This window comes from Pararhizobium sp. LjRoot255 (genome assembly GCF_964252905.1).
Taxonomy (GTDB): Bacteria; Pseudomonadota; Alphaproteobacteria; order Rhizobiales; family Rhizobiaceae; genus Pararhizobium.
Genome location: NZ_CAXUPQ020000002.1, coordinates 177,624 through 198,215, shown reverse-complemented (window position 1 = coordinate 198,215; position 20,592 = coordinate 177,624). Strand labels below are relative to the sequence as shown.

15 protein-coding genes and 2 pseudogenes are annotated in these 20,592 nt (G+C 60.3%); 8 read left to right on the top strand and 9 right to left on the bottom strand.

Annotation, left to right across the window (positions count from 1 at the left end):
• Nucleotides 1-145 precede the first annotated feature (145 nt).
• Nucleotides 146-1,327, top strand: a complete 1,182-nt coding sequence (locus ACSQ2W_RS19905) for a Fic family protein (protein ID WP_436087982.1) — start codon at nt 146-148, stop codon at nt 1,325-1,327.
• Nucleotides 1,328-1,542: 215 nt separating this feature from the next.
• Here the strand turns inward: ACSQ2W_RS19905 and ACSQ2W_RS19900 are convergent.
• From ACSQ2W_RS19900 to torT, 5 genes and pseudogenes are all read right to left on the bottom strand, one after another.
• Nucleotides 1,543-1,683, bottom strand: a pseudogene (locus ACSQ2W_RS19900) (XdhC family protein); the annotation flags it as partial.
• Nucleotides 1,684-1,829: 146 nt separating this feature from the next.
• Nucleotides 1,830-2,801: an ABC transporter permease gene (locus ACSQ2W_RS19895; RefSeq protein WP_436087981.1), complete on the bottom strand. Its 972-nt coding sequence runs from the start codon at nt 2,799-2,801 to the stop codon at nt 1,830-1,832.
• A complete protein-coding gene (locus tag ACSQ2W_RS19890; RefSeq protein WP_436087980.1) occupies nt 2,798-3,793 on the bottom strand; it encodes an ABC transporter permease in 996 nt (331 codons plus the stop codon). Before ACSQ2W_RS19890 ends, ACSQ2W_RS19895 begins: the two co-directional genes overlap by 4 nt.
• Before the next feature lie 4 nt (nt 3,794-3,797).
• On the bottom strand, nt 3,798-5,399 hold the full coding sequence (locus ACSQ2W_RS19885; protein WP_436087979.1) for a sugar ABC transporter ATP-binding protein: 1,602 nt from the start codon (nt 5,397-5,399) through the stop codon (nt 3,798-3,800).
• Nucleotides 5,399-6,454 (bottom strand): TMAO reductase system periplasmic protein TorT, encoded by a 1,056-nt coding sequence (torT, locus tag ACSQ2W_RS19880; protein ID WP_436087978.1) that lies wholly within the window; start codon nt 6,452-6,454, stop codon nt 5,399-5,401. The genes ACSQ2W_RS19885 and torT overlap by 1 nt, the downstream gene beginning before the upstream one ends.
• Nucleotides 6,455-6,976: 522 nt before the next feature.
• On the opposite strand from torT, the gene ACSQ2W_RS19875 reads away from it, so the two are divergent.
• From ACSQ2W_RS19875 to ACSQ2W_RS19845, 7 genes are all read left to right on the top strand, one after another.
• The gene (locus ACSQ2W_RS19875) at nt 6,977-7,933 is read left to right on the top strand and encodes a helix-turn-helix domain-containing protein (RefSeq protein ID WP_436087977.1); all 957 of its coding nucleotides are present in this window, start codon (nt 6,977-6,979) and stop codon (nt 7,931-7,933) included.
• 117 nt (nt 7,934-8,050) lie between these two features.
• Complete coding sequence (locus ACSQ2W_RS19870; RefSeq protein ID WP_436087976.1) at nt 8,051-10,069, top strand: hydantoinase/oxoprolinase family protein; 2,019 nt, start codon at nt 8,051-8,053, stop codon at nt 10,067-10,069.
• 11 nt (nt 10,070-10,080) lie between these two features.
• Nucleotides 10,081-12,045, top strand: a complete 1,965-nt coding sequence (locus tag ACSQ2W_RS19865) for a hydantoinase B/oxoprolinase family protein (protein ID WP_436087975.1) — start codon at nt 10,081-10,083, stop codon at nt 12,043-12,045.
• A 101-nt stretch (nt 12,046-12,146) separates the two neighbouring features.
• The gene (locus tag ACSQ2W_RS19860) at nt 12,147-13,001 is read left to right on the top strand and encodes an FAD binding domain-containing protein (RefSeq protein ID WP_436087974.1); all 855 of its coding nucleotides are present in this window, start codon (nt 12,147-12,149) and stop codon (nt 12,999-13,001) included.
• Nucleotides 13,001-13,471 carry a (2Fe-2S)-binding protein gene (locus ACSQ2W_RS19855; RefSeq protein ID WP_436087973.1) on the top strand — a complete coding sequence of 157 codons (471 nt, stop codon included), beginning with the start codon at nt 13,001-13,003 and terminating at the stop codon, nt 13,469-13,471. The genes ACSQ2W_RS19860 and ACSQ2W_RS19855 overlap by 1 nt, the downstream gene beginning before the upstream one ends.
• Nucleotides 13,468-15,825, top strand: a complete 2,358-nt coding sequence (locus ACSQ2W_RS19850; protein WP_436087972.1) for a xanthine dehydrogenase family protein molybdopterin-binding subunit — start codon at nt 13,468-13,470, stop codon at nt 15,823-15,825. Before ACSQ2W_RS19855 ends, ACSQ2W_RS19850 begins: the two co-directional genes overlap by 4 nt.
• A gap of 62 nt (nt 15,826-15,887) precedes the next feature.
• Entirely contained in the window at nt 15,888-17,225 is a 1,338-nt protein-coding gene (locus ACSQ2W_RS19845; protein WP_436087971.1) for an aminotransferase, read from the top strand.
• A 158-nt stretch (nt 17,226-17,383) separates the two neighbouring features.
• On the opposite strand, the gene ACSQ2W_RS19840 is transcribed toward ACSQ2W_RS19845, so the two are convergent.
• The 4 genes and pseudogenes from ACSQ2W_RS19840 to ACSQ2W_RS19825 form a co-directional block, all read right to left on the bottom strand.
• On the bottom strand, nt 17,384-17,692 hold the full coding sequence (locus tag ACSQ2W_RS19840) for a type II toxin-antitoxin system RelE/ParE family toxin (RefSeq protein WP_436087970.1): 309 nt from the start codon (nt 17,690-17,692) through the stop codon (nt 17,384-17,386).
• Nucleotides 17,693-17,694: 2 nt separating this feature from the next.
• A complete protein-coding gene (locus ACSQ2W_RS19835) occupies nt 17,695-17,973 on the bottom strand; it encodes a type II toxin-antitoxin system ParD family antitoxin (protein WP_436087969.1) in 279 nt (92 codons plus the stop codon).
• Between the two features lie 418 nt (nt 17,974-18,391).
• Nucleotides 18,392-18,558 (bottom strand): annotated as a pseudogene (locus ACSQ2W_RS19830) (IS21-like element helper ATPase IstB); the annotation flags it as partial.
• Between the two features lie 181 nt (nt 18,559-18,739).
• Nucleotides 18,740-20,527, bottom strand: coding sequence for an APC family permease (locus ACSQ2W_RS19825; protein WP_436087968.1), 1,788 nt, complete (start codon nt 20,525-20,527; stop codon nt 18,740-18,742).
• Nucleotides 20,528-20,592: the final 65 nt, after the last annotated feature.

Genomic DNA, 20,592 nt, shown 5'->3' with positions numbered 1-20,592 from the left:
GAACCGATGATCAGGTCTGCGGGTCGGATCCTTTCAAGGCGCTCGACTGGGGCGTACGCTTATTTAAGAGCGCTTACCTTAGCTGCTTCGTTATTTAAGCGAAGGCCCCCTTGCTTAAATAGCAGCTGAAAATCATAATCAGCCCATGTCTGATTCCGAGCTAAATCACCGGTTCGGCCGCTTTGTCGAAACAGCCGTTGCCGGCGAAACCGTGCGGGCATTCGTACCTCCGCCATTGCCGCCTATGCCTGCCATTGACGTGCTTTCACTCCTGGAGCGTCTTAGCTTGGCGGAGCGAGCTCTCGGACGGCTAGATGGTATCACGATGCTGCTCCCTCGTCAGGAGCTCTTTCTTTACATGTATGTCAGGAAGGAAGCTGTTCTTTCCTCGCAGATCGAAGGAACACAGTCGACGCTCTCCGATCTTCTGCGTTTTGAGACGGAAGCGCAGGCGGGACAACCTATCGATGATATCCGCGAAGTTTCGAACTACGTCGATGCCATGATGTATGGTCTGGAGCGACTGGAAGCTCTGCCAATGTCCCTACGCCTGATCCGTGAAATGCACGCGCGATTGCTGCAAAGTGGGCGCGGCGGTACCAAGAATCCCGGCGAATTCCGGCGCTCGCAGAATTGGATCGGGGGGACGCGACCTGGCAATGCACTCTTCGTGCCGCCGCCTGTCACGGAGATGGACACCTGCTTGGATGCGCTCGAACGTTTCATGCATGAAGATCGGTCGCGGCTGCCTGCACTAATCAAGGCCGGCCTTCTGCACGTCCAGTTCGAAACGATCCATCCATTCCTGGATGGCAACGGTCGTATCGGCCGCTTGCTAGTCACGCTCTACCTTTGCATGAATGGGATTCTGCGTAAGCCGCTACTGTATCTAAGTCTTTACCTGAAGACCCATCGGACGGAATACTATCGACTGCTCCAGGAGGTCCGCGAACACGGCAGTTGGGAAGCTTGGCTCGACTTCTTCCTCACCGGCGTCGCCGACACCGCCAACCAGGCGTTTGACGCCGCCACCCGGATCGTCGAGGTGTTCAAGGAAGACCGCGAGCGCATCACAACTGAAAGCGACCGAGCCGGTTCAGCGCTTCGCATCCATGATCTTTTTCAGCAAAATCCGTTCCTGACGGCAAATCAGCTTGTTCAAAAGACGGGCCTATCGGCCCCTACCGTCAATGCGGCACTCACCGATCTGGAGCGGTTCGGCATAGTTGAGGAGGTGACCGGCCGCAAGCGTGGTCGCGTTTTCAGCTATAGACGGTATCTCGCGATCCTCAGTGAAGGCACCGATCCTCTTCCCGCAGCGGTTTGAAAACCAACTAATTCACCGGTCTGCGGTTCGAGTCCCATCAAGGCGATGTAGCTGCCCGAAAATCCTGTGCCTGCTTCTCAAGCGCAGAACCGGTCTTCCCCATCAAAAGAACGCCTGCATGCCCGTCTGCGCACGGCCCAGGATCAGCGCGTGAACATCGTGCGTGCCCTCGTAGGTGTTGACCGTTTCGAGGTTCTGGGCGTGCCGCATCATTTGTCGATTACAAGGTGGCTGCCGACCGGGCGCGGCGCCGAACCCCAGGTTTCGATCACGGTCGCGATCGCAACGTCGCGGCCGCTCTTCTTCCACTCTTCCGCCGTCAGTAGCGGATCCAGCACCAAAGACGTTTCGCTCATACCAAGCCTCTCTTTTGCGAGAACCGCCAGGGCTCGTGCGCCGCGGGGCGCCATACAAGCCGAAGCGTTCCCGGCGAATTTAACTTGACACCACAAGCCCCCGCCAGCCGGAGAGGCGACACTCCGTCAAATCATGGATCAGGCAGCTAACGGCGCAGCTTGTCGCCAATCGTTCCTGCAAAGGCTGCTATAATGACGATGAAACCGATGATGACGGATTGCAGCGACCCGTCTATCTGCGCGAGATTCATTCCCACGGACACGATCGTCACAAGCAAGGCACCAAGGATCGGGGCCTGCACGGATCCGACCCCGCCGCGCAGCGAGGCCCCGCCAACGACGGCGGCTGCGATGCTGTTCAGCACGAGGCTCGTTCCGAGATTCGGCTCACCGGATCCCGTCCCGGCAGTCATCATCAGCCCAGCCAGCGCCGCAATTGCGCCGCACCCCGAATAGGCGAGGAACAGGTGCAGCTTGACATTCCTTCCGGCAACCATGGCTGCTCGAGCATTGTCGCCGATCAAATAGAGTATCCGGCCGAACGTCGTCCTTGTCAGCAGCAGGTGCAAGAGCACAGCAAGCACGATCGCCGCAACCAGCGGCGCCGGCAGACCCACAGGCCGAGACTGATTGAACACATATGTGAACGCCTTGGGGACGCCGAACACCGGAAAGCCGTTTGAGACTGTCGTTGCCAGACCGGTGACGATGCTCATGGTCCCGAGCGTGACGACAAAGGGATTGATTTCGAAATAGGCGATCAGAAGGCCGTTCACAGCGCCGATCGCGCAGCCGATTGCGAGCGCCACCAGCACAGCGCTCGCGATCGAGACCCCCGCATGGTCCGGCGGCATCGCTACCATCACCATGCAGGAAATAACCGAGACGACAGAGACATTGGCCCCGACCGAAAGATCGAACCCACGGCAGATCAGCACCAGGAGTTGGGCTGCAGCCAGCATGAAGAGAAGCGATGTCTGCTTGAGCAGGTTCTCCAGGTTGGCGAGGGATGCCATGGCGGGTTGCAGCAGCGCAAACAACGCAAACAGTGCCAGGATCACTATGGGCATGCCGAGGGTACGGATGGAGCCCCATGGGATGATATAAGCCGTTTTCATGGATTTGCGCCCCGCAGACGTTTGAAATTGTCGAGTGCAGCCGCTGCAATGACGATCGTGCCGACGAGGATCACCTGATAGCGGCTGTCGATGCGGATCAGATTCATTCCGTTGGCAATCACCGATAGAAACAACGCGCCCAGGACCACCATTGACAGGCGTCCGGAGCCGCCCTTGAGAGAAACGCCCGCCAGGATGGCGGCGGCAATACTGTCGAGCATCATCGAGCTTCCAAGCGTCGCCTCGCCGGAGCCGACCCGTGAGGTCAGAAGCAGCCCCGTCGCGGAGGCCAGAAGGCTGCTCAGTCCGTAGGCGAGGATGACATGGAGCGGCACGTTTACACCGGAGAAATGCGCGCCGCGCTCATTGCCACCGACGGCATAGAAGCATCGCCCCGTTCTGGTCGAGGTGAGGACATAGCCGAGCATCGCCACGATGACCGCAGCGATCAGCACGACAATTGGTACGCCGTGAGTGCGACCACGGCCAATCGTGTCGGTGAAAATTTCCGGGAGCCCGTAAAGCGGTGTGCCGCCCGACAGATATTCGGCGAGACCAATTGCGATCGACATCGTGCCGATGGTGACGATGAACGGAGGCGCGCGCAGGATCGCAACGCAGACGCCGTTCGCCAGCCCGATCAGGCCCGCAATCAGCATGCCGGCAAGGCAGCCGAGTACGATGGCTGTGATGGCGAAGTCCGGCATGACCTCCAAGACATAGACCATGGACAAGGTGCTGGTGACGCTGGTGAGCGCGATGACGGCACCCACGGATATGTCGAAGCCGCCGACCACGATCACCAGCATCTGGCCCGCCGCGATCACGGAGAGATAGGAAGTGTTGCGCAGGATGTTCATGATGTTCTCGAACCGCAGGAATTTGGGTTCGATCACGGCGAACAGCAGGCAGGTTGCCGCAAGAAGAACTGGAAGGACCGGAGGCCTGGCCGCGATGCCCTTGAAAATCCGGTTTTGCGCTAAGGTCTCCATGGCATCATTCCTTCCCGGCACTTTGGGCTTGAAGGGCTCGGCTCTGGTCGCTCGGGCGATCGAAGAAGGATGAGACCAGCGCTTCTTCCGAAATATCCTCGCCTTCCATTTCCGCCACGATCCTGCCGTTCCGCATCACCAGAAGGCGGTGCGAGATATGGATGATTTCGGCCATGTCGGAGGAACAGACGACGACAGCCTTGCCGGCTTCCGTCAATTCCTTGATGAAATTGTAGATTTCGACCTTGGCCTGGACGTCGACGCCCACTGTCGGCTCGTCGAAGAGATAGATGTCGAGTTCGCGCGACAGCCCGCGCGACAGCAGGACCTTCTGCTTGTTGCCGCCGGACATGCCCTCGACGGGCACGTGCACGCCGCGCGTCTTGATGTTGAGACGTGCGATCATGCGCTGGGCGAAATCTCGTTCGGCGCGATGCCGGATCCAGAGCCTGCCTTGCGAAAAGGCGTCGTCATCAAGGGCCGCGATCGTCGCGTTCCAACCGAGGCTCTGGCGCATGGAGAGCCCTTCGGTGGCACGATCGGATGGGAAATAGCACAGCTTACGGCCGAGCATGGCGCTCGGCGTCGGGTTTTCCACCGACCGGGCGTCGAGCCAGATCGTGCCATCAGTGATCTTTTCCAGGCCATAGATTGCTCTTATCAGCTCTGATTTGCCGCAGCCGGCGAGTCCGGCAATCCCGAGAACTTCGCCGCGGCGGATCTGGAAATCGACCCGGTCCACCAGGCCATTGGCGGCGCTGAGGCCTTTCACATCGACGGCTGTCGAGGATGGGGTCCGGCTGATCTTCGGATAAAAGGTTTCGAAACTTCGCCCAGTCATCGATTTGACGAGCGTCGGATGGCTGATCTCCGCCCGCGCGAGCGTGCAGATCTTATAGCCGTCGCGCAGCACGGTGACGCGGTCGGCAAGCCGGTCGATTTCCGCCATGCGGTGCGTAATGTAGATGATCCCGAGACCTTGGTGTCGCAACGTCTCGATCAGGTCGAACAGGGCCGCTGCCTCCTGATCGGCGAGCGAGGCCGTCGGTTCGTCGAAAATCATCACCTTGGCATCGTGCAGCAATGCTTTGGCGATCTCGACCATCTGCTTATGGGCGCGCCGAAGCGAGACGATCCTGGCGTCCGGATCGAGCAGAAAGCCGAGCTTGGCCAGGATGGCGACGGTTGCCTTGCGCATGGCGGCCTTGTCCAGCCGGCCAAAACGCATCAATTCGCGTCCGAGGAAGAGATTTTCGGTAACGGTCATTTCGGGGATCAGGCTGAATTCCTGAAACACCGCGGAAATGCCGGCATGCTGCATCCTGGCCGGCGTGGCGTTCGCGATCGTTTGGGAGAGCAGCCGGTACTCGCCTTCATCGGCCTGCAGCACTCCCGCCATGATCTGGATGAGCGTTGATTTTCCGGCGCCGTTTTCGCCGAACAGGACATGGACCTCGCCGGCTTCGAGGTCGAAATCGACGCCCGACAGGGCCGCGAAGACACCGAACCGTTTGACGATTGCCCGCATCGAGAGGATGGGGCCGGACGATACGGGCCGCTCAAGGCCCGTATCGCACTTATTGTCCGTCTTTATCAACATAACCATCAATCGACCGAATAGACCGGTTTCCAATCGGCGGGTGCGAAGGAACGGGTCAAATCCATACTATCGATATTGTCCTGGGTCACAATGCTCATTGCCGGGTTGAGATGCTTGTAGTGCTCCTGCTTTTCAAGGATGCGGACGGCGAGATCCACGGCGATGCGGGCCTCCATGACCGGCGATTCGGTAACGGTCGCCGTGACGTCGCCTTTCTTCACGAGATCGACGATGCCTTCATTGGAATAGTAGGAGGCGACCGTGATGTCCCGGTCGACGCCGGCTTCCTGCAGCGCCTGCTTGGCGACTTCCGCGGTGACCGCAGTGCCGTAGATAATGCTGATATCGTCATAGGCCTGCAGCGCATCCTCGACCAGTTGCAGCTGGATGCTCTTACCGGTATCGCCGTATTTCGCGTCGAGCAGGTCGATCTTCGAGCCTTCTATGCCACGCTTGACACCCTCGGTCGAGGCTTCCGCCCAGCCGGATCCCTGCGGTCCGGGGAAATGCAGCAGCTTGACATGGTCCGCATTGCCCTTGAATTTTTCGGCCAGGAACTTCGAGCCCGCCTCGGCTGCGACATCGTAATTGGCGTAGATCTTGGCGTCCGCCACATCGCCCTGCAAGGGATTGATCACGCCGACCTGAACGATGCCCTTGGCCTTGCCTTCCGCCATGCTCTTGGCAAGTCCGGCTTCGGAAATCGCGCCGATGACGATCGCGTCGACCCCAAGCGCCACGCAATCATTATACTGCGCCACCTGCTTGGCAGCTTCGGTGTAACCGCCCGCCTGGAAAATCGTCGCCTTGATGCCGAGCTTCTTGGCCTGGTCGGCGATGCCGTAGTCGACACCCACCCAGTAGCTGTCCTTCATGTGAGGGAACAGTACACAGATGTGCCATTTCTTCGACGTCTTATCGAGGCCCTGATAGGGAACGGTCTTGCCGGAGACGACATCCATCACGTCGAACGGCCAGATATCCGCGGCCTGGGACAGAGTAGGGTGGAGAAGCGCCAGGAGACCTGACAGCATCACCTTCTTCATACTTGTGCGTTTCATGTGTTCCACCTCTTTTATTTTGAATTATATTTATGTGCATCAATTTCACTGAGCGTTCGGAAAGCATAAAAATGCCTTCCCTGGCATTCGCACGTCAAAGTGCGGTTGAGGTATTTGTACCTTCATCGCCATGTGCACGCCTGCTAACGTAGCAGAGAGCTCGACAAATACATCATTGCTGCGCGAACAAACTCTGGTTCCAATGCGCACAGCGGCATGGGCCGGCGACCTCGGTTAGCCGCCTATACTATCCGGTTTATGAATAGATACGTGCGTGCGCGAGGTTTTACATATCAGCGGGAGGTGTATCGCGGAATCTGCAATTTTCGGTATGGCAGATCTGTTCCGATCGCCGCTCCCGTGCCGCAAATGGCCGTCGATATGCCGAGATCGCCGAGATTTAATGCGCCTAGCGACAAGACTCCCGGCAAATTCATGTTATCGTCAGGCAACAAAGAATGGGAACAAATATTGGTGAGACCGGCAAAGCCGGCCGCCGCCTTCGCACAGGAGGATGAGGCAGTGCTTTTTTCGACAACCAATTCCAATCCGCTGGCTCGCGGGAGTTACTGGCAGGATATTATCTCGAATACTTATTTCCCGCTCGACCTCAAATATCGGGACGAGGATAAGTTTGCCGGCGATCTGCAATGCTGGTCGATGGGGAATTTGTCGCTGTCCAGGATCAAATGCGAGGCGATCCTCTATAAGCGCCACGAGCGCCAGATTGTCACCGAACGCGAAAAGAGCTTCCTGGTCACCATCCCGGACATTGCCAGCATCAACTTTGCCCAGGATGGTCGCGAGGTCTCCTGCGCACCCGGCGGCTTCGTGCTCGAACGCGGGGATGCCCCTTACGAGTTCAGTCATCCAGGCCCGAATGCGGTATGGGTCCTGAAAGTGCCGAGCTCGACGCTGCGGGCCCGTGTCGGGCCGCCGGAACGGCTTACGGCGCTTTCCTTCGATGCCACCAAGGGCGTCGGCGCCTATTTTGTCGATGCGGTGCGGACAAGCGCCCGCCGTTTGAACGAGATGGATGAGACCGCGCATGAAGTGGTCGGCCAGCATCTAGTCGATTTGCTGTGCATGGCGATCCAGGGCGACGAGCGCGTGCTCAGCAGCAATCTGAGTTCCGTTCGGTCGGCGCATCTTTTCAGGGCCGAGCAATTCATCCGCAACCAGCTTCACAAGCAGGAACTCCTGCCCCAGGACATCGCCGATTCCTGCGGGATCTCCCTGAGATATCTGCAGCGGCTGTTTACCGATAGCGGCCGGTCGATCTGCGAATGGATCCGCGAGCAGCGGCTTCTGATGTGCGATGAGGAATTGCGCAAGAAGAGCTCGCAGCTGACGATTTCGGACATCGCCTATAGTTGGGGGTTCTCCGACCAGTCGCAGTTTTCCAAGCACTATCGCGCTTATTTCGGCCGCTCGCCGAGTGAAGCGCGGCTCCAATATCGGCAGAACGCCTTCTGCTGAACGTGAAACCTAGCTAACCGCCGTCTGGCGGTCCCCTGCCAAAATCGAACTTCTGCATGCAAGCGGCACAGGTTGCGTCAGCGACGGCCGCCGCTTGTTCATTGAAAGGAAAACAAAATGGAAAATATCCGGGTTGCGGTCGATGTCGGCGGTACATTTACCGACATCTGCATACTCGACGAAACGACAGGTGAAATCCGGATCGAGAAGACATCCTCGACACCGGATCCGATCGACGGGATCATGTCGGGCGTGGAGCACGCAAAGGTCGATCTCTCGCAGGTCTCGATGTTCTCCCATGGCACGACCGTCGCCACCAATGCATTGATCACGCGCCGCCTGCCGCGTACCGTCATGGTCTGCACAGAAGGCTTCCGCGACGTGATCGAAATCCGCCGTGCCAACAAGCAGGATCTCTGGGATGCCTACAAAGACGTCGCCAAACCTTACGTGTCCCGCAAGGACCGCCTCACGGTCGCCGAGCGCGTCGATGCGGCCGGCAAGGTGCTGACGCCTCTCGATGAAGAAGGCGCGCGGCGCATCGCGCGCATCATCAGAAAGCGCGGTGTAAAGGCGGTATCGGTCTGCTTCATGAACGCCTTCGTCAACGGCGAGAACGAGAGGCGCATGCGCGCCATCCTGCGCGAGGAGATCCCCGGCCTGCCGGTCTCGATTTCGTCCGAAGTCATGCCGGAAATCTTCGAGCATGAGCGCTTTTCGACAACGGTCGCCAATGCCGTCTTGAGTCCCGTCGTTGTCGACTACACCACACGGCTCGGCGACAACCTGCGCAGCAAGGGTTACAAGCGTGACCTCTTGCTGCTCCACACCGGCGGCGGCGTGATGACGCCGAAGAGCGTGCAGGATTTTGCCGCGCGCCTGGCGGGCTCCGGCATCGCTGCCGGCGCGATTGCCAGCCGTTACATAGCGACGCTCTGTGGTTATCCCAATTCCATCGGCCTCGACATGGGCGGCACGTCGACTGATGTGTCGATGGCCTATGAAGGGGAATCCCGGATCAGCAAGGACTGGTATATCGAGTTCGGCTATCCGATCCGCTTTCCAAGCATCGAAGTCCTGACCATCGGCGCCGGCGGCGGCTCGCTCGCCTGGCTCGACGAGGCGGGATCGCTCCGCAATGGTCCGCAGTCTGCCGGCTCCCAGCCGGGGCCGGCCTGCTACGGCAAGGGCAATGTCGTGCCGACCAATACCGACGCCAATGTCGTGCTCGGCCGGCTCGGGACCAGCCTCGCAGGCGGCAAGCTGACCCTGCGTTCCGAACTTGCGCAACAGGCCGTTCGCACCGGCGTCGCGGAGCCTTTCGGCATCGGTGTTTATACTGCAGCGGAATCGATCATCCAGGTCGCCAATGCCAATATGGCCAATGCCGTCCGCCTCATCTCGATCAGCCGTGGCTATGACCCGCGCGATTTCGCACTGGTCGCCTTTGGGGGCGCGGGGGCATTGCATGGCGCCGCGATTGCCCTGGAGCTTGCCATTCCGGTGGTCATCGTGCCGCCCAATCCCGGCGTGACATCGGCACTCGGTTGCCTGCTGGTCGATATCCAGCACGATTTCTCCGACAGCTTCATGGCCGATGCGGCCGCGACGAAGCCGGAAGATATCGAGGCGGCTTTCCTACGGCTGGAAAAGGAAGCCCTGGAGCGGCTGGTGCATGAGGGCGTGGCCCATACAGACATCGTGATGCAGCGCAGCGTCGAAATGATGTATCAGGGCCAGTGGCGTTCGCTCGCTGTATCGGCGCCGAGTCCCGTCGTCGACATCAATGTGTTCGTCGAAAGCTTTCACCGCGAGCATGAGCGCGAATATAACTTCCGCCGCGACGATGCGCCCGTCAGCCTCTTCCGTGTCGCGCTCAAGGCGATCGGCACGGTGCCTAAGGCCCAACTCTCCGAACACAAGCCCAGGATGGAAAAGCCGGCACCGAGGTCCCGCCGCGCGGTTTGGTTCGAAGGCGAGCCGCACGACACTCCGATTTTCGAACGGAACGATCTGCCGGCGGGCTTCAAGGTCGCGGGACCTGCGATCGTCGAACAGTTCGACTCGACCGTCGTCGTGCCGCCGAACACCACTGCGGTGGTGGACAAATACCTCAACATCCTCATTCACCTCTAGGGAGATCCGCGATGAACAACGGTGATAAATTGGACGGGCTCGATCCCGTCACCTTCGAGGTGCTCAAGAATTCCTTCATCACCTCGGTCGACCAGATGGCCGAACAGATGCTGAGAACCTGCTATTCCTTCGTGATCTACAATCGCGATTTTTCGAACGGCCTGCATGATGCTGAGGGCAATTCGGTGGCCCAGGGTACGCAGGACATCGCGGTGCATGTCGGAACCCTGCATTTCACCTGCAAGGAGGTGATCCGCGCATTCGAGGGCGACATGCTGCCCGGCGACGTCTATGCCATCAACGATCCCTATGCGGGCGGCACCCATTTCAGCGACGTCCGTCTGATCCGACCTATCTTCGACGAGGACGAGTTGATCGGTTTCAGCCAGTCGAACGGCCATTGGTCGGATCTCGGCGGCAGCGTTCCGGGCTCCTTCGATGTCTCGGCAAAGGACATGTTCCGCGAGGCGTTGCGCATCACGCCGGTGCGCCTCTTCAACGGCGGCCGCTTCTGCAGCGATGTCGCCAATCTGATCGCAGCCAATACCCGCGATCCGCGCTCCATCATCGGCGATATTCACGCCCAGGCGCAGGCCACGCATGTGGCGGAACGCGACCTGCTGCGGCTGGTCAAGAAATATGGCCGCAAGACGGTTACATCAGGCATGGCCGCCGTTCAGGACTATGTCGAGCGCGCCATGCGCCAGCGTATCGCCGCCCTGCCGGATGGAACCTGGGAGACCGTCGACTATATCGACCGCGATCCGGCCGCGGGCGAGGGCATGATCCCGATCCACATCAAGATGACGATCAAGGGCGACAAGGTCTATTACGATTTCAGCGGCAGCCACGCGACCATCGGATCGATCTACAATTCGGCGCCCGGCGCCACGTTCTCGGCGGTCGCTGCCGGCATGAAGACGTTCTTCCCGGATCTTCCGCTCAACAGCGGCTTCTATCGCATTTTCGAGATCGTCAGTCCGGAAAACAGCATCGTCAGTGCTCAGTGGCCGGTCGCGGTTACCGGCTTCCTGATGCCGTTCGAGAAGATCATGAATTCGATCTTCGAAATGTGGTCGAAAATCATTCCGGAGCGGGCGATCTCCTGCTCGTTCAACCTTGAATATCTGCTCACCGGCGGGCATGACCTGCGGCATGCCGAAAAGCCGATCTTCATGTTCTATGACTGGCTTCCCGGCGGTTGGGGCGGCCGCAACGGCCTGGACGGATGCAACGCCACGACCGCGTGCTTCGGCACGGGCCTGATGGCGCAGCCGGTCGAGGGACAGGAACGGGTCAACCCGGTCCTGACCACGCGTTTCGAAATCAAGCAGGACTCGGCGGGGCCGGGCAAATTTCGCGGCGGCGTCGGCGTCGAGAAGACCTCCATCCTGCTCGAAGCGGAGAAGTCGGTCATTTCCTATATCTGCGACCGTGAGCGGGCAGTGGTCTGGGGCACCAATGGTGGCCTGCCATCCATGCCGCATGGATTGACGATCCGCCGCGCCGGCGAGGAACGGGACGAATGGCTCGGCTCGGTGTTCTCGGACGTGCCGCTCCGCACGGGCGACATTTTTTCGCGACCCACGGCGGGCGGGGGCGGCTTCGGCGATCCCCTGGACCGTGATCCTGAAATGGTGCGGGAGGACGTAGAAAACGACTATGTCTCTGTCGACCGCGCCCGCAAGGACTACGGCGTAGTGCTCACGGTGGCCGATGCGGACCTCGCCGAATATGCGATCGATATCGAGGCGACGGAGCGCGAACGAGCTTCCCTCCGCGCCGAGCGCCGAGCCCGGACGGCCACCGATCCGGCGATAGTCTCGGAAATGTACAAGTCCGGCAAGATCGATGTGCTCGACGTCATCAGGCACTATGCCGTCATCCTCGATTGGGGCAATGGCGCAGAGCTTCCCGAGACCACCCGCCAATTCCGTGAAATGCACGAAAAGCGGACGGTTTCGCACTGGAAGTGAGCGCCCCGCCACGACGCCTTCTCCCAAGCGCGTCGTGGCATTTCGACCCGGATCGAAATGCCACCGGAGCAAAATCGGCGATTGCAAATGGGATATCCCGGATGACGACAAGAGAATTCATATCCGCGACAAGCGTGGATCAAGCGGTATCGGCGCTATCCGCCCATGCCGGCGGCGCAAAGCTGCTGGCCGGGGCGACGTGGGTAATGCGCGCGCCATTGCGGGGTGAATATTTGCCGAGAGCCGTAATATCGATTTCCGGGATAGCCGAGCTCGGCGAGTTCAGGATCGCGCCCGATCTCCTCTCGATCGGTGCCTGCGTCACCCATGCCCAACTCGCGGCCGCTCTCGCGGCAACCGGCGAATTCGGAGGATTGACCGATGCCGCGCGCCGGTCGGCCAATCCGGCTATCCGATCGGTCGCCACTGTGGGCGGCAATCTCTGTGCCGCAGGTTTTGCCGCAGCCGACCTCGTGCCGGCGCTGCTCTGTCTCGACGCGAAGATCGAATACCGCTCGGTGATCGGCACCTTGTCGATGAGCATGGAGGAATTTCTCCACCTGCGGACGACGCTCGGGCCGGGACTGGTCGCACGGGTGCATGTACCGCGCGGCAAATACCGCTCGGCGCATGCCCGCCTGCCATTGCGCAAAGCCGGTGACTATCCGGTCGTCATCGTCTCGGTGAAGGCGGACCGCCATTCCAACGGCTCTTTCCATGGCGTGCGCATCGCCGTCGGCTCGGTCGAGGTGACGGCGCGCCGTTGGCATGGGCTCGAAGCCTTGGTCGAGGGCAGGGCACTGACGCCTTCGGACATCGGCGCCAGGGCGGAGGAGATGCCGAAGGAATTTTCAGGCCGCGACGGCATCGAGGCGCCGGGCTGGTACCGCGTCCAGGTTCTGCCGGTGCTGGTGCGCCGCGCCTTCGAAGACCTTTGCCGGCAGGAGAGCGACTGATGGCCATCCTGCTGAACGTCAATGGCGAGGCGCATAGCTACCAGGGCGATCCGATGACGCCGCTTGTCGATGTACTGCGCGCTGATCTGCTGCTGACCGGTACCAAGCCGGTTTGCGGCGAAGGCTTCTGCGGTGCCTGCATGGTGCATGTGGACGGGAGGCCGACGGTTTCCTGTCTTTGCCCTGTCGGACTTGCGGCCGGCCGGAACGTGGCGACGATCGAGAGCCTTGCCGTTGATGGCGCGCTCAACCCCATTCAGCAGGCTTTTGAGGACCTCGACGCTGTTCAATGCGGCATGTGCTTTCCGGGCATGGTGATGACGTTGACTTCATTTCTCGAGCAAAATCCCGACGCGGACCGCGCGGCAATCAAGGCGGCGCTTTCGGGCAATATCTGCCGCTGCACCGGCTACGAACGGATCATCGATGCGGCGCTTGTGGCGACGAAGCACAAGGAGCGTCCGGAATGAACCTGACAATTCCTCCCATGGGTGCGGTGATGAACCTCGCCCGGCGCGATGCGCACGACAAATTGAGCGGCCGGACACGCTACGCCATCGATCAGGCCGGACCTGGCACGCTGCAAGCGGCGATCCTGAGATCGGAGATCGCCTCCGCACGCATCCTGCGCATCGATGCTTCGAAGGCGAAGAACATGCCAGGCGTGCGGGCTGTAATTACGGCCGAAGACGCTCCCGGCCGGCACGGTATCGGCGTGATCGACCATCCGCTTTTTGCCCGTGACGTCATCCGGTATTTCGGCGAGCCTATCGCGGCTGTCGCCGCTGACACGGTTGAGCAGGCGCGCGCGGCAACCGCGGTCATTGAGGTGGAAATCGAGCCACTCGCACCAATATTGACGATGGCGGAGGCGCTGGCGGCCGGCGCGCCGCTGGTTCATCCCGACTGGAAGTCCTATGAAGTGCAGCTGGATGGCGTAGCGCGGGCAGGCAATGTCGCCTGGGAGGCCAAGGTCGTCCGTGGCGATACCGATGCCGCCTTTGCGCGGCCCGACGTCACCATTGTCGAGAGCTGCTTCACCGTCGGACGACAGAGCCATGTGCCCTTCGAGCCGCGCGCCGCGGTCGCCACTTTCGAGGATGGCCGGTTTCACATCATCGCTTCCACGCAGGTGCCTTGGACCGTGCGCAAGGTGACGGCCGAGGTTCTCGGCGTGCCCTCGTCGCAGGTGCGGGTGACGGTTCCTCCCGTCGGCGGCGCTTTCGGGCTCAAATTCGATTGCACCATCGAGCCCATGGCGGCGCTGCTCGCGAAGAAGACCGGTCGGCGCGTCGCCCTGATCAATTCCCGCTATGAGGAGACGATCACCTGCCTTTGCCGCGAGAATGCCGAAATCCGCATCCGTTCCGCCGTAACCAAGGAGGGCGAGATCGTCGGGCGCGAGGCGACTGTGCTGATGGATTGCGGCGCCTTTGGTGGCGAGCAGATATTCCTCACGACAATGACGGCCCATACGCTGGGCGGCAATTACAAGCTCGGCTCGGTGCGCCTCAACAGCCGCGCCGTTTACACCAATACCGCCCCGAACGGGGCCTTTCGCGCCTGCAACGGCGTCTACAATACATTCGCACTGGAACGTCATACCGATGAGATCTGTGACGCGATCGGCATGGATCCGCTCGAATTCAGGCGGCGTAACGTTCTCGGCGATGGCGATATCGGCGCCACCGGCCAGGTGTTCGAAGGCGAGGTCCTGCGTCCGATGGTGGAGCGGATGGAAGCGTTGAAGGCGAGCCTGCCCTCGAAAGCGCCGCTCGCCGCCGACCGGCTCTATGGCCGGGCAACGACTGTCGGCACATGGTTCATTTTCGTCGGCCCATCCTCGGCCACCGTCCACCTCAATGCCGATGGCAGTGCGACGCTCGTCACCACCGGCGTCGAGATAGGCTCGGGCACCATGGTCCAGTCGCTACCACAGATTGTCGCGGCCGAACTCGGCATTCGCCCGGACGATGTGGTAGTCAAGGCGGCGGATACGGATGCAGCCGGGCTGGATCTCGGCGTCGGCGGCGGGCGGACGACGGTCTCGATCGGGGCGGCCAGTCTGAAAGCCTGCGAGGAAATCCGTAACAGGATCCTGCCGGTCGCCAGTGAAATGCTGCAGACGCCGCGCGAAAAGCTGGTGCTTGCCAACAGCCGCGTCGAAATCATTGGACGCAAGGGGGCGGGCACGACGATCGCCAAGGTCGTCGAGCGCGTGCAGCAATTGTCCGGACCGGTCGCGGGATCCGGCGCCTTCACCAAGCCGGGCGTCCAAGCCATGGCGGGCTGCGCCATGGCACATTTCATCGATGCGATCGACATTCCCGTCTTTGCCGTCCACGATTGCGAAGTGGCGGTCGATCCGGAGACTGGGCATGTCGACGTGCTCTCCTATCAGGTGGTGCAGGATGTCGGTCGGGCTCTCAATCCGCGGGCGATCCATGGCCAGGTCCAGGGTGGCGTGGTGCAGGGGCTGGGCTACGCGCTCCATGAGGAAGTGACGATCGACGCATTGGGACGCATTGCCCAGTCCGGCTTCGAAACCTACCGACTGCCATTGGCCCAGGACGTCGTGCCTGTGACGATCGATCTTTACGAGGGTGCGCCTTCGATCGGCCCGCTCGGCACCAAGGGTGCGGGTGAAGTGCCGATCCTCAATGTCGCAGCCGCGGTTGCATGCGCCGTGGCGAATGCCACCGGCCGCAGCGTGTGCAGGCTGCCGCTCACGCCGCCGCGCGTCCTCGAGTTGATAACCAGAGTCGATCCGCCGCTCGATTTTACCCATATCAGCAGCACGTGGCTGGAAAATACCATCCGATAGCATGTTCCGCTTCTGCTCCCGCAAAGCGCGAAACTTGCTCTTAAACGGCTGGGAGGCCGGTCATGAAAGATCAAATCACGCGCATATCCGAGATGGACGTGGCGCACCATCTCCACTCCTATACAGACGCACGCCGCCATGAGAGCGAGGGGCCACTCAAGATCTCACGGGCAGAGGGGATCTACGTCTTCGATCAACAAGGTAAGCGTTATATCGAAGGCATGGCTGGCCTATGGAGCGTCGCTGTCGGCTTCAGCGAAGCCCGACTTCTGCGCGCTGCTGCCGAACAGATGGCCGTATTGCCCTATTATCATACCTTCACGGGGCGGACGAATGCCGCGGTGGCAAAACTGGCCAAAAAGCTGATCGGCATGGCACCGGTGCCGATGTCCAAGGTTCTCTTCACAAACTCCGGCTCCGAGGCCAATGATACGGCAATCAAGCTTGTCTGGTACCATGCCAATGCGCTCGGCATGCCGCAAAAGAAGAAGATCATATCGCGGCTGAAAGCCTATCACGGGGTGACCGCACTGAGCGCGAGCCTGACCGGCCTTCCCAATAATCATCGCTCGTTCGACCTTCCTTTCGAACGGATACTGCACACGCTGACGCCGCATTACCGGCCGGGCTCTAACGAAACCGAAGACGCTTTCGTCCAGCGATGCGCCGCCGAACTCGAGGCTTTGATATTGCGTGAAGGTCCCGAAACGATCGGCGCCTTCATCGGCGAGCCGGTGATGGGAGCGGGCGGTGTCATCGTGCCGCCGACCGGCTACTGGAAAGCGGTGCAGGATGTGCTGTCGCGCCACGATATCCTGCTTATTGCGGATGAAGTGATCTGTGGCTTCGGCCGCACCGGCAGCATGTTCGGGTGCCAGACCTTCGACATCAGACCCGATATCATGACCGTGTCAAAGCAGTTGTCTTCCTCCTATCAGCCGATCGCCGCTGTGCTCGTCAACGACAGGGTCTATCAGCCCCTCGCGGATGAAAGCCATCGGATCGGCGTGTTCGGACATGGATACACCACCAGCGGCCATCCCGTCGCAGCGGCCGTAGCGCTGGAAAACTTGCGGATCATCGAGGAGGATCGTCTTGTGGAAAATGTACAGGCGCTTGCCCCCGTGTTTGGCGCGTGCCTCGATGAACTTGCCACACGGCCGGGCGTGTTCGAAGCAAGGAGCGTTGGGCTGATCGGCGCATTGGAGTTCGCGCCGCGCGACGGACAGGCTCAAGGCGCAATCGGAATGCGATTCAGCCTAGCCTTGCTGGAGAACGGTATTATCTGCCGGAGTATCGGTGATGCCATAGCGCTTTGTCCGCCCATGATAATAACCGAAGATCAGATTAAAGTTATCTTCGACACATTTGCTCTATGCCTTGATACATTCGGCCAGTAAACTGCGCGGGGCTTCCGGTCGTTGACCGATAAGAACAGACCCTGAAACACTGGATATGCCGTCATCCTGCGGGCAATATCGGTTGCGGAGTTCCATAAATATCCCGTTATGCCACGCGTGCGATGTAGCGTGGTGGTTTCGTGCCCGTAAGCACGCCGCTACGAGGCCACCCTTAAACAACGACTTGGGGGGGAGATCTTTCGGCGCCCGTGCAGCACGCGGATGATTTCGACTGCGCCGCCGGTGAGCCGATAAAGAGTTAGATACTCGCCTGAGACCAGATGCCGAATACCCGGTGCAATATCGTCGCGCGCCACTCCCGAGTAGGGGTGTCGTGCCAGATGCTGCCAGCGCGCCTCAATCGCATCGAGAACTCGATCAGCTGCGACTATGTTTTCAACGAAAATGTAGGACCAGATTTCGATCAGGTCCTCATCGGCACGATCCGTGCGGACAATAGAAAGCACAGTTAGCTTTCGTGTCGTGAAGATTCAAAGCGACGGCGCGCGGCCGCTTTCACCTCTGCCATCGTCGAACGCGAACTTGGACCGCTGTCGATGCCCTCCTGAACAAGCGCTCGCAGATCCTCGACTGTATAACCAAGCAAATCCCGTCTTTCCTTCCACTCACGCACGGCGTCACGGATGGCTTCGCTAGTCGATGCATATTCGCCAGCATCGACCGCGCTTCGCACAAATCCCGCCATCTCAGGTGTCAGTGCAATGGTAATCTTCTCGACCGTCGCCATCGTAGGAGCCTCGTCACATCCATGGTATGCGATTAGCGTACCGCAAGCAAGAGGCGAATATGGACGTACTCAAGGCGACAGGGCCACGCGGGCAACTACGTGGTTCCCGTTCCGCGTCGACTTTCCGGCCGAGGCGGCCCGCGGTTCGGGTTTCGCCACGATCAGGATGAGACACGAGCGACAATCTGGTCTGGATGAGATTCTTATGTCGCGAATGAGGCGGGTCTGCCGCGCGGGCGTTTGGCTTCCACGAACGTCGCCGGTAGCTTTCGACATTCATCTCGAAGATCGTTGCGTGATGAACAAGTCGGTCCGCACTTGGCCATCAAGTGAGTGTCAACGGGCCTTAGTCCGCCATCCGGCGTCGATGCCGGCCTAACCATCCCTAAAGGCCCATGGCAGCTGGCGATACTGAGCTAATGGAGTGGGCTTGCTTTTCGGCGCTCCGACTGCAAGACATCGCCAACGATGAGCGGTGGTTCGTGCTGTCGTTTGATGCCGTTTCCCATGACGTCGTCGTACGCGCTGCGCATTAATTCCATCGAGCAGCATGCTCATGAGTTCGAGAACCTGTGTGCGTTCAATCAACTTGCCCTCGTCAGGCTGTCATAATGTGCAATCGTCGACCGGTTCACGGGTCAGCCGCAGCGCATCCAGGGTACGGGGCCGGATTAAAAACAAACCCGCCGAAAGGGCGACGGGTTGTAGCGGTCTGAAAGCCGCGCATTCTTCAATGCGCGACCTTTTCTTGTTGGTTCCTGTCCGATCAGGCCGGAAGCTGGAAGTAGGCGTTTGCGGCGAGCACCACGGCCAGGCCGGCCGCCAGTGCGACATAGGGCAGGATACCGGCTTTCCTGACGCCCATGTCCTGGCCGACGAGGCCGAGATCCTCCATGGCGCCCGCCGGGAACTTGCCGCCGTCACGAACATAGTGGCGATAGGCGAAGACCGGCAGAATGAGCGCTGCAAAGATGAAGCCGACCCAGAGCGCATTGGAATAGCCCCAGACCTTGGCGCCAGCGCCGAGGAAGAGGGCATTGACGAAGGCGAGAACGGTGTTGAGGCCGATCAGCCAGGTCGGGGCCTTCCAAGGGCGGTTTACATGGCCCGAGTCCATGCGGTGGATCCAGCCGGCATTGAGATTGAGGAAGTTGAAGATGATGTAACCGACATTGGAGACGGCGAGCACGAAAAAGTAGCCGGCGACGTCGGACGCCATCGCAAGCAGGATGAGGTTGAAGGCGAAGTCGGTCCACATGGCGCGAGTCGGTGCGCCGTGTTCGTTGACGTGGTCAAGATATTTCGGCAACCAGCCGTCCTTTGCGCCCTGATAGAGCGTGCGGGAAGAACCAGCCATCGCCGTCATGATGGCCAGGAACAGTGCCATGATCATCAGGATGACGAGGATCTGCGTGACGATCTTACCGCCATGAACGAGGTTACCGAGTGCTTCGGCTACGCCCGTACCATCGACGATGCCGGGTGCGAGCATGCCCGCGTGGCCGAGAACGCCCTGGAAGGTGAAGGGGATGAGGAAGAAGAACAGGCAGCACAGGAGACCCGAATAGAAGATCGCCTTGAAGGTATCCGTCTTCGGGTTCTTCAGCTCACGGGTGTAGCAGACGGCCGTCTCGAAGCCGTAGGTCGACCATGCCGCGATATAGAGACCGCCGAGGAACAGCGTCCATCCGCCATTGCTCCAGATGCCGTCGAGGCCGGAATAGGCCGCCGTCGGGGGGATCAGGCCGGAGACGTTGGCACTGTCAATCTGTCCGGAGAAGATCGGGTAGAGGCCGATGACCAGCAAAGGCAGAAGGACGATGATGGCGAGCCATTTCTGAACGCTTGCCGTTCCCTGGATGCCGCGATGCTGGATCGCGAAGATCACCAACATCAGGATGCCGCCGATGACGAAGGTGGCGTTAAGGTTTGCCGTGGCAAGGAACGGGATGTCGAACGTGGCGAGCGACCAGGCGCGGATCGCAGGCGTCAACGCAGTGACGGCGTCGGTCGACAAAAGGGCCGAAATGGCGTCCTGCGGTGTCTTGCCGGCATTGGCCGCAAGCCACTCGGCGACGCGCGGACTATCGGCCGTCAGCGTTGCCATATTGGCATTGATCCATTCCATGACGGCCGGGGAGTCAGCGCCTGGGATAGGAAACAGGGCATTGAGAATATAGCCGGCCGCGATGGCGCAGCCGAGCGACAGAACCGGCGACCAGGCGAACCAGTTGCACCATACGGACATCGGTGCGATGAATTTCGAATAGCGCAGCCAGGCAGTAGCGCCGTAGATCGACGCGCCGCCGGACTTGTTGCCGAACATGCCGGCGATTTCAGCATAGGTGAAGGATTGCAGGAACCCCATCACCATCGAAATGATCCAGACGACGAAAGCGAGCTTTCCCGTCGTGCCTGCGATGCCGCCGATGGAGAAAAGGACGAGCGGGGGGACGCCGGCGGCGACCCAGAATGCTCCTTTCCAATCCAGCGCGCGGATCAACTCGCTGCTAGGCGCAGCCGCCGGCCCCTCGGTCTCAACGATAGTTGCCATAAACAGTCTCCTCGACCAGTTTTGTGTAAAGCGCGGGTGTCGCGCGTCCCCATTATTGACGGCTC

What these genes read in the sequence shown, in the direction of transcription:
- ACSQ2W_RS19860 (WP_436087974.1), top strand. Translation starts at nt 12,147, where the DNA reads ATGACGACAAGAGAATTCATATCCGCGACAAGCGTGGATCAAGCGGTA.
- ACSQ2W_RS19905 (WP_436087982.1), top strand. Translation starts at nt 146, where the DNA reads ATGTCTGATTCCGAGCTAAATCACCGGTTCGGCCGCTTTGTCGAAACA.
- ACSQ2W_RS19835 (WP_436087969.1), bottom strand. Translation starts at nt 17,973, where the DNA reads ATGGCGACGGTCGAGAAGATTACCATTGCACTGACACCTGAGATGGCG.
- ACSQ2W_RS19890 (WP_436087980.1), bottom strand. Translation starts at nt 3,793, where the DNA reads ATGGAGACCTTAGCGCAAAACCGGATTTTCAAGGGCATCGCGGCCAGG.
- ACSQ2W_RS19855 (WP_436087973.1), top strand. Translation starts at nt 13,001, where the DNA reads ATGGCCATCCTGCTGAACGTCAATGGCGAGGCGCATAGCTACCAGGGC.
- ACSQ2W_RS19825 (WP_436087968.1), bottom strand. Translation starts at nt 20,527, where the DNA reads ATGGCAACTATCGTTGAGACCGAGGGGCCGGCGGCTGCGCCTAGCAGC.
- ACSQ2W_RS19870 (WP_436087976.1), top strand. Translation starts at nt 8,051, where the DNA reads ATGGAAAATATCCGGGTTGCGGTCGATGTCGGCGGTACATTTACCGAC.
- ACSQ2W_RS19865 (WP_436087975.1), top strand. Translation starts at nt 10,081, where the DNA reads ATGAACAACGGTGATAAATTGGACGGGCTCGATCCCGTCACCTTCGAG.
- ACSQ2W_RS19850 (WP_436087972.1), top strand. Translation starts at nt 13,468, where the DNA reads ATGAACCTGACAATTCCTCCCATGGGTGCGGTGATGAACCTCGCCCGG.
- ACSQ2W_RS19845 (WP_436087971.1), top strand. Translation starts at nt 15,888, where the DNA reads ATGAAAGATCAAATCACGCGCATATCCGAGATGGACGTGGCGCACCAT.
- torT (WP_436087978.1), bottom strand. Translation starts at nt 6,454, where the DNA reads ATGAAACGCACAAGTATGAAGAAGGTGATGCTGTCAGGTCTCCTGGCG.
- ACSQ2W_RS19885 (WP_436087979.1), bottom strand. Translation starts at nt 5,399, where the DNA reads ATGGTTATGTTGATAAAGACGGACAATAAGTGCGATACGGGCCTTGAG.
- ACSQ2W_RS19895 (WP_436087981.1), bottom strand. Translation starts at nt 2,801, where the DNA reads ATGAAAACGGCTTATATCATCCCATGGGGCTCCATCCGTACCCTCGGC.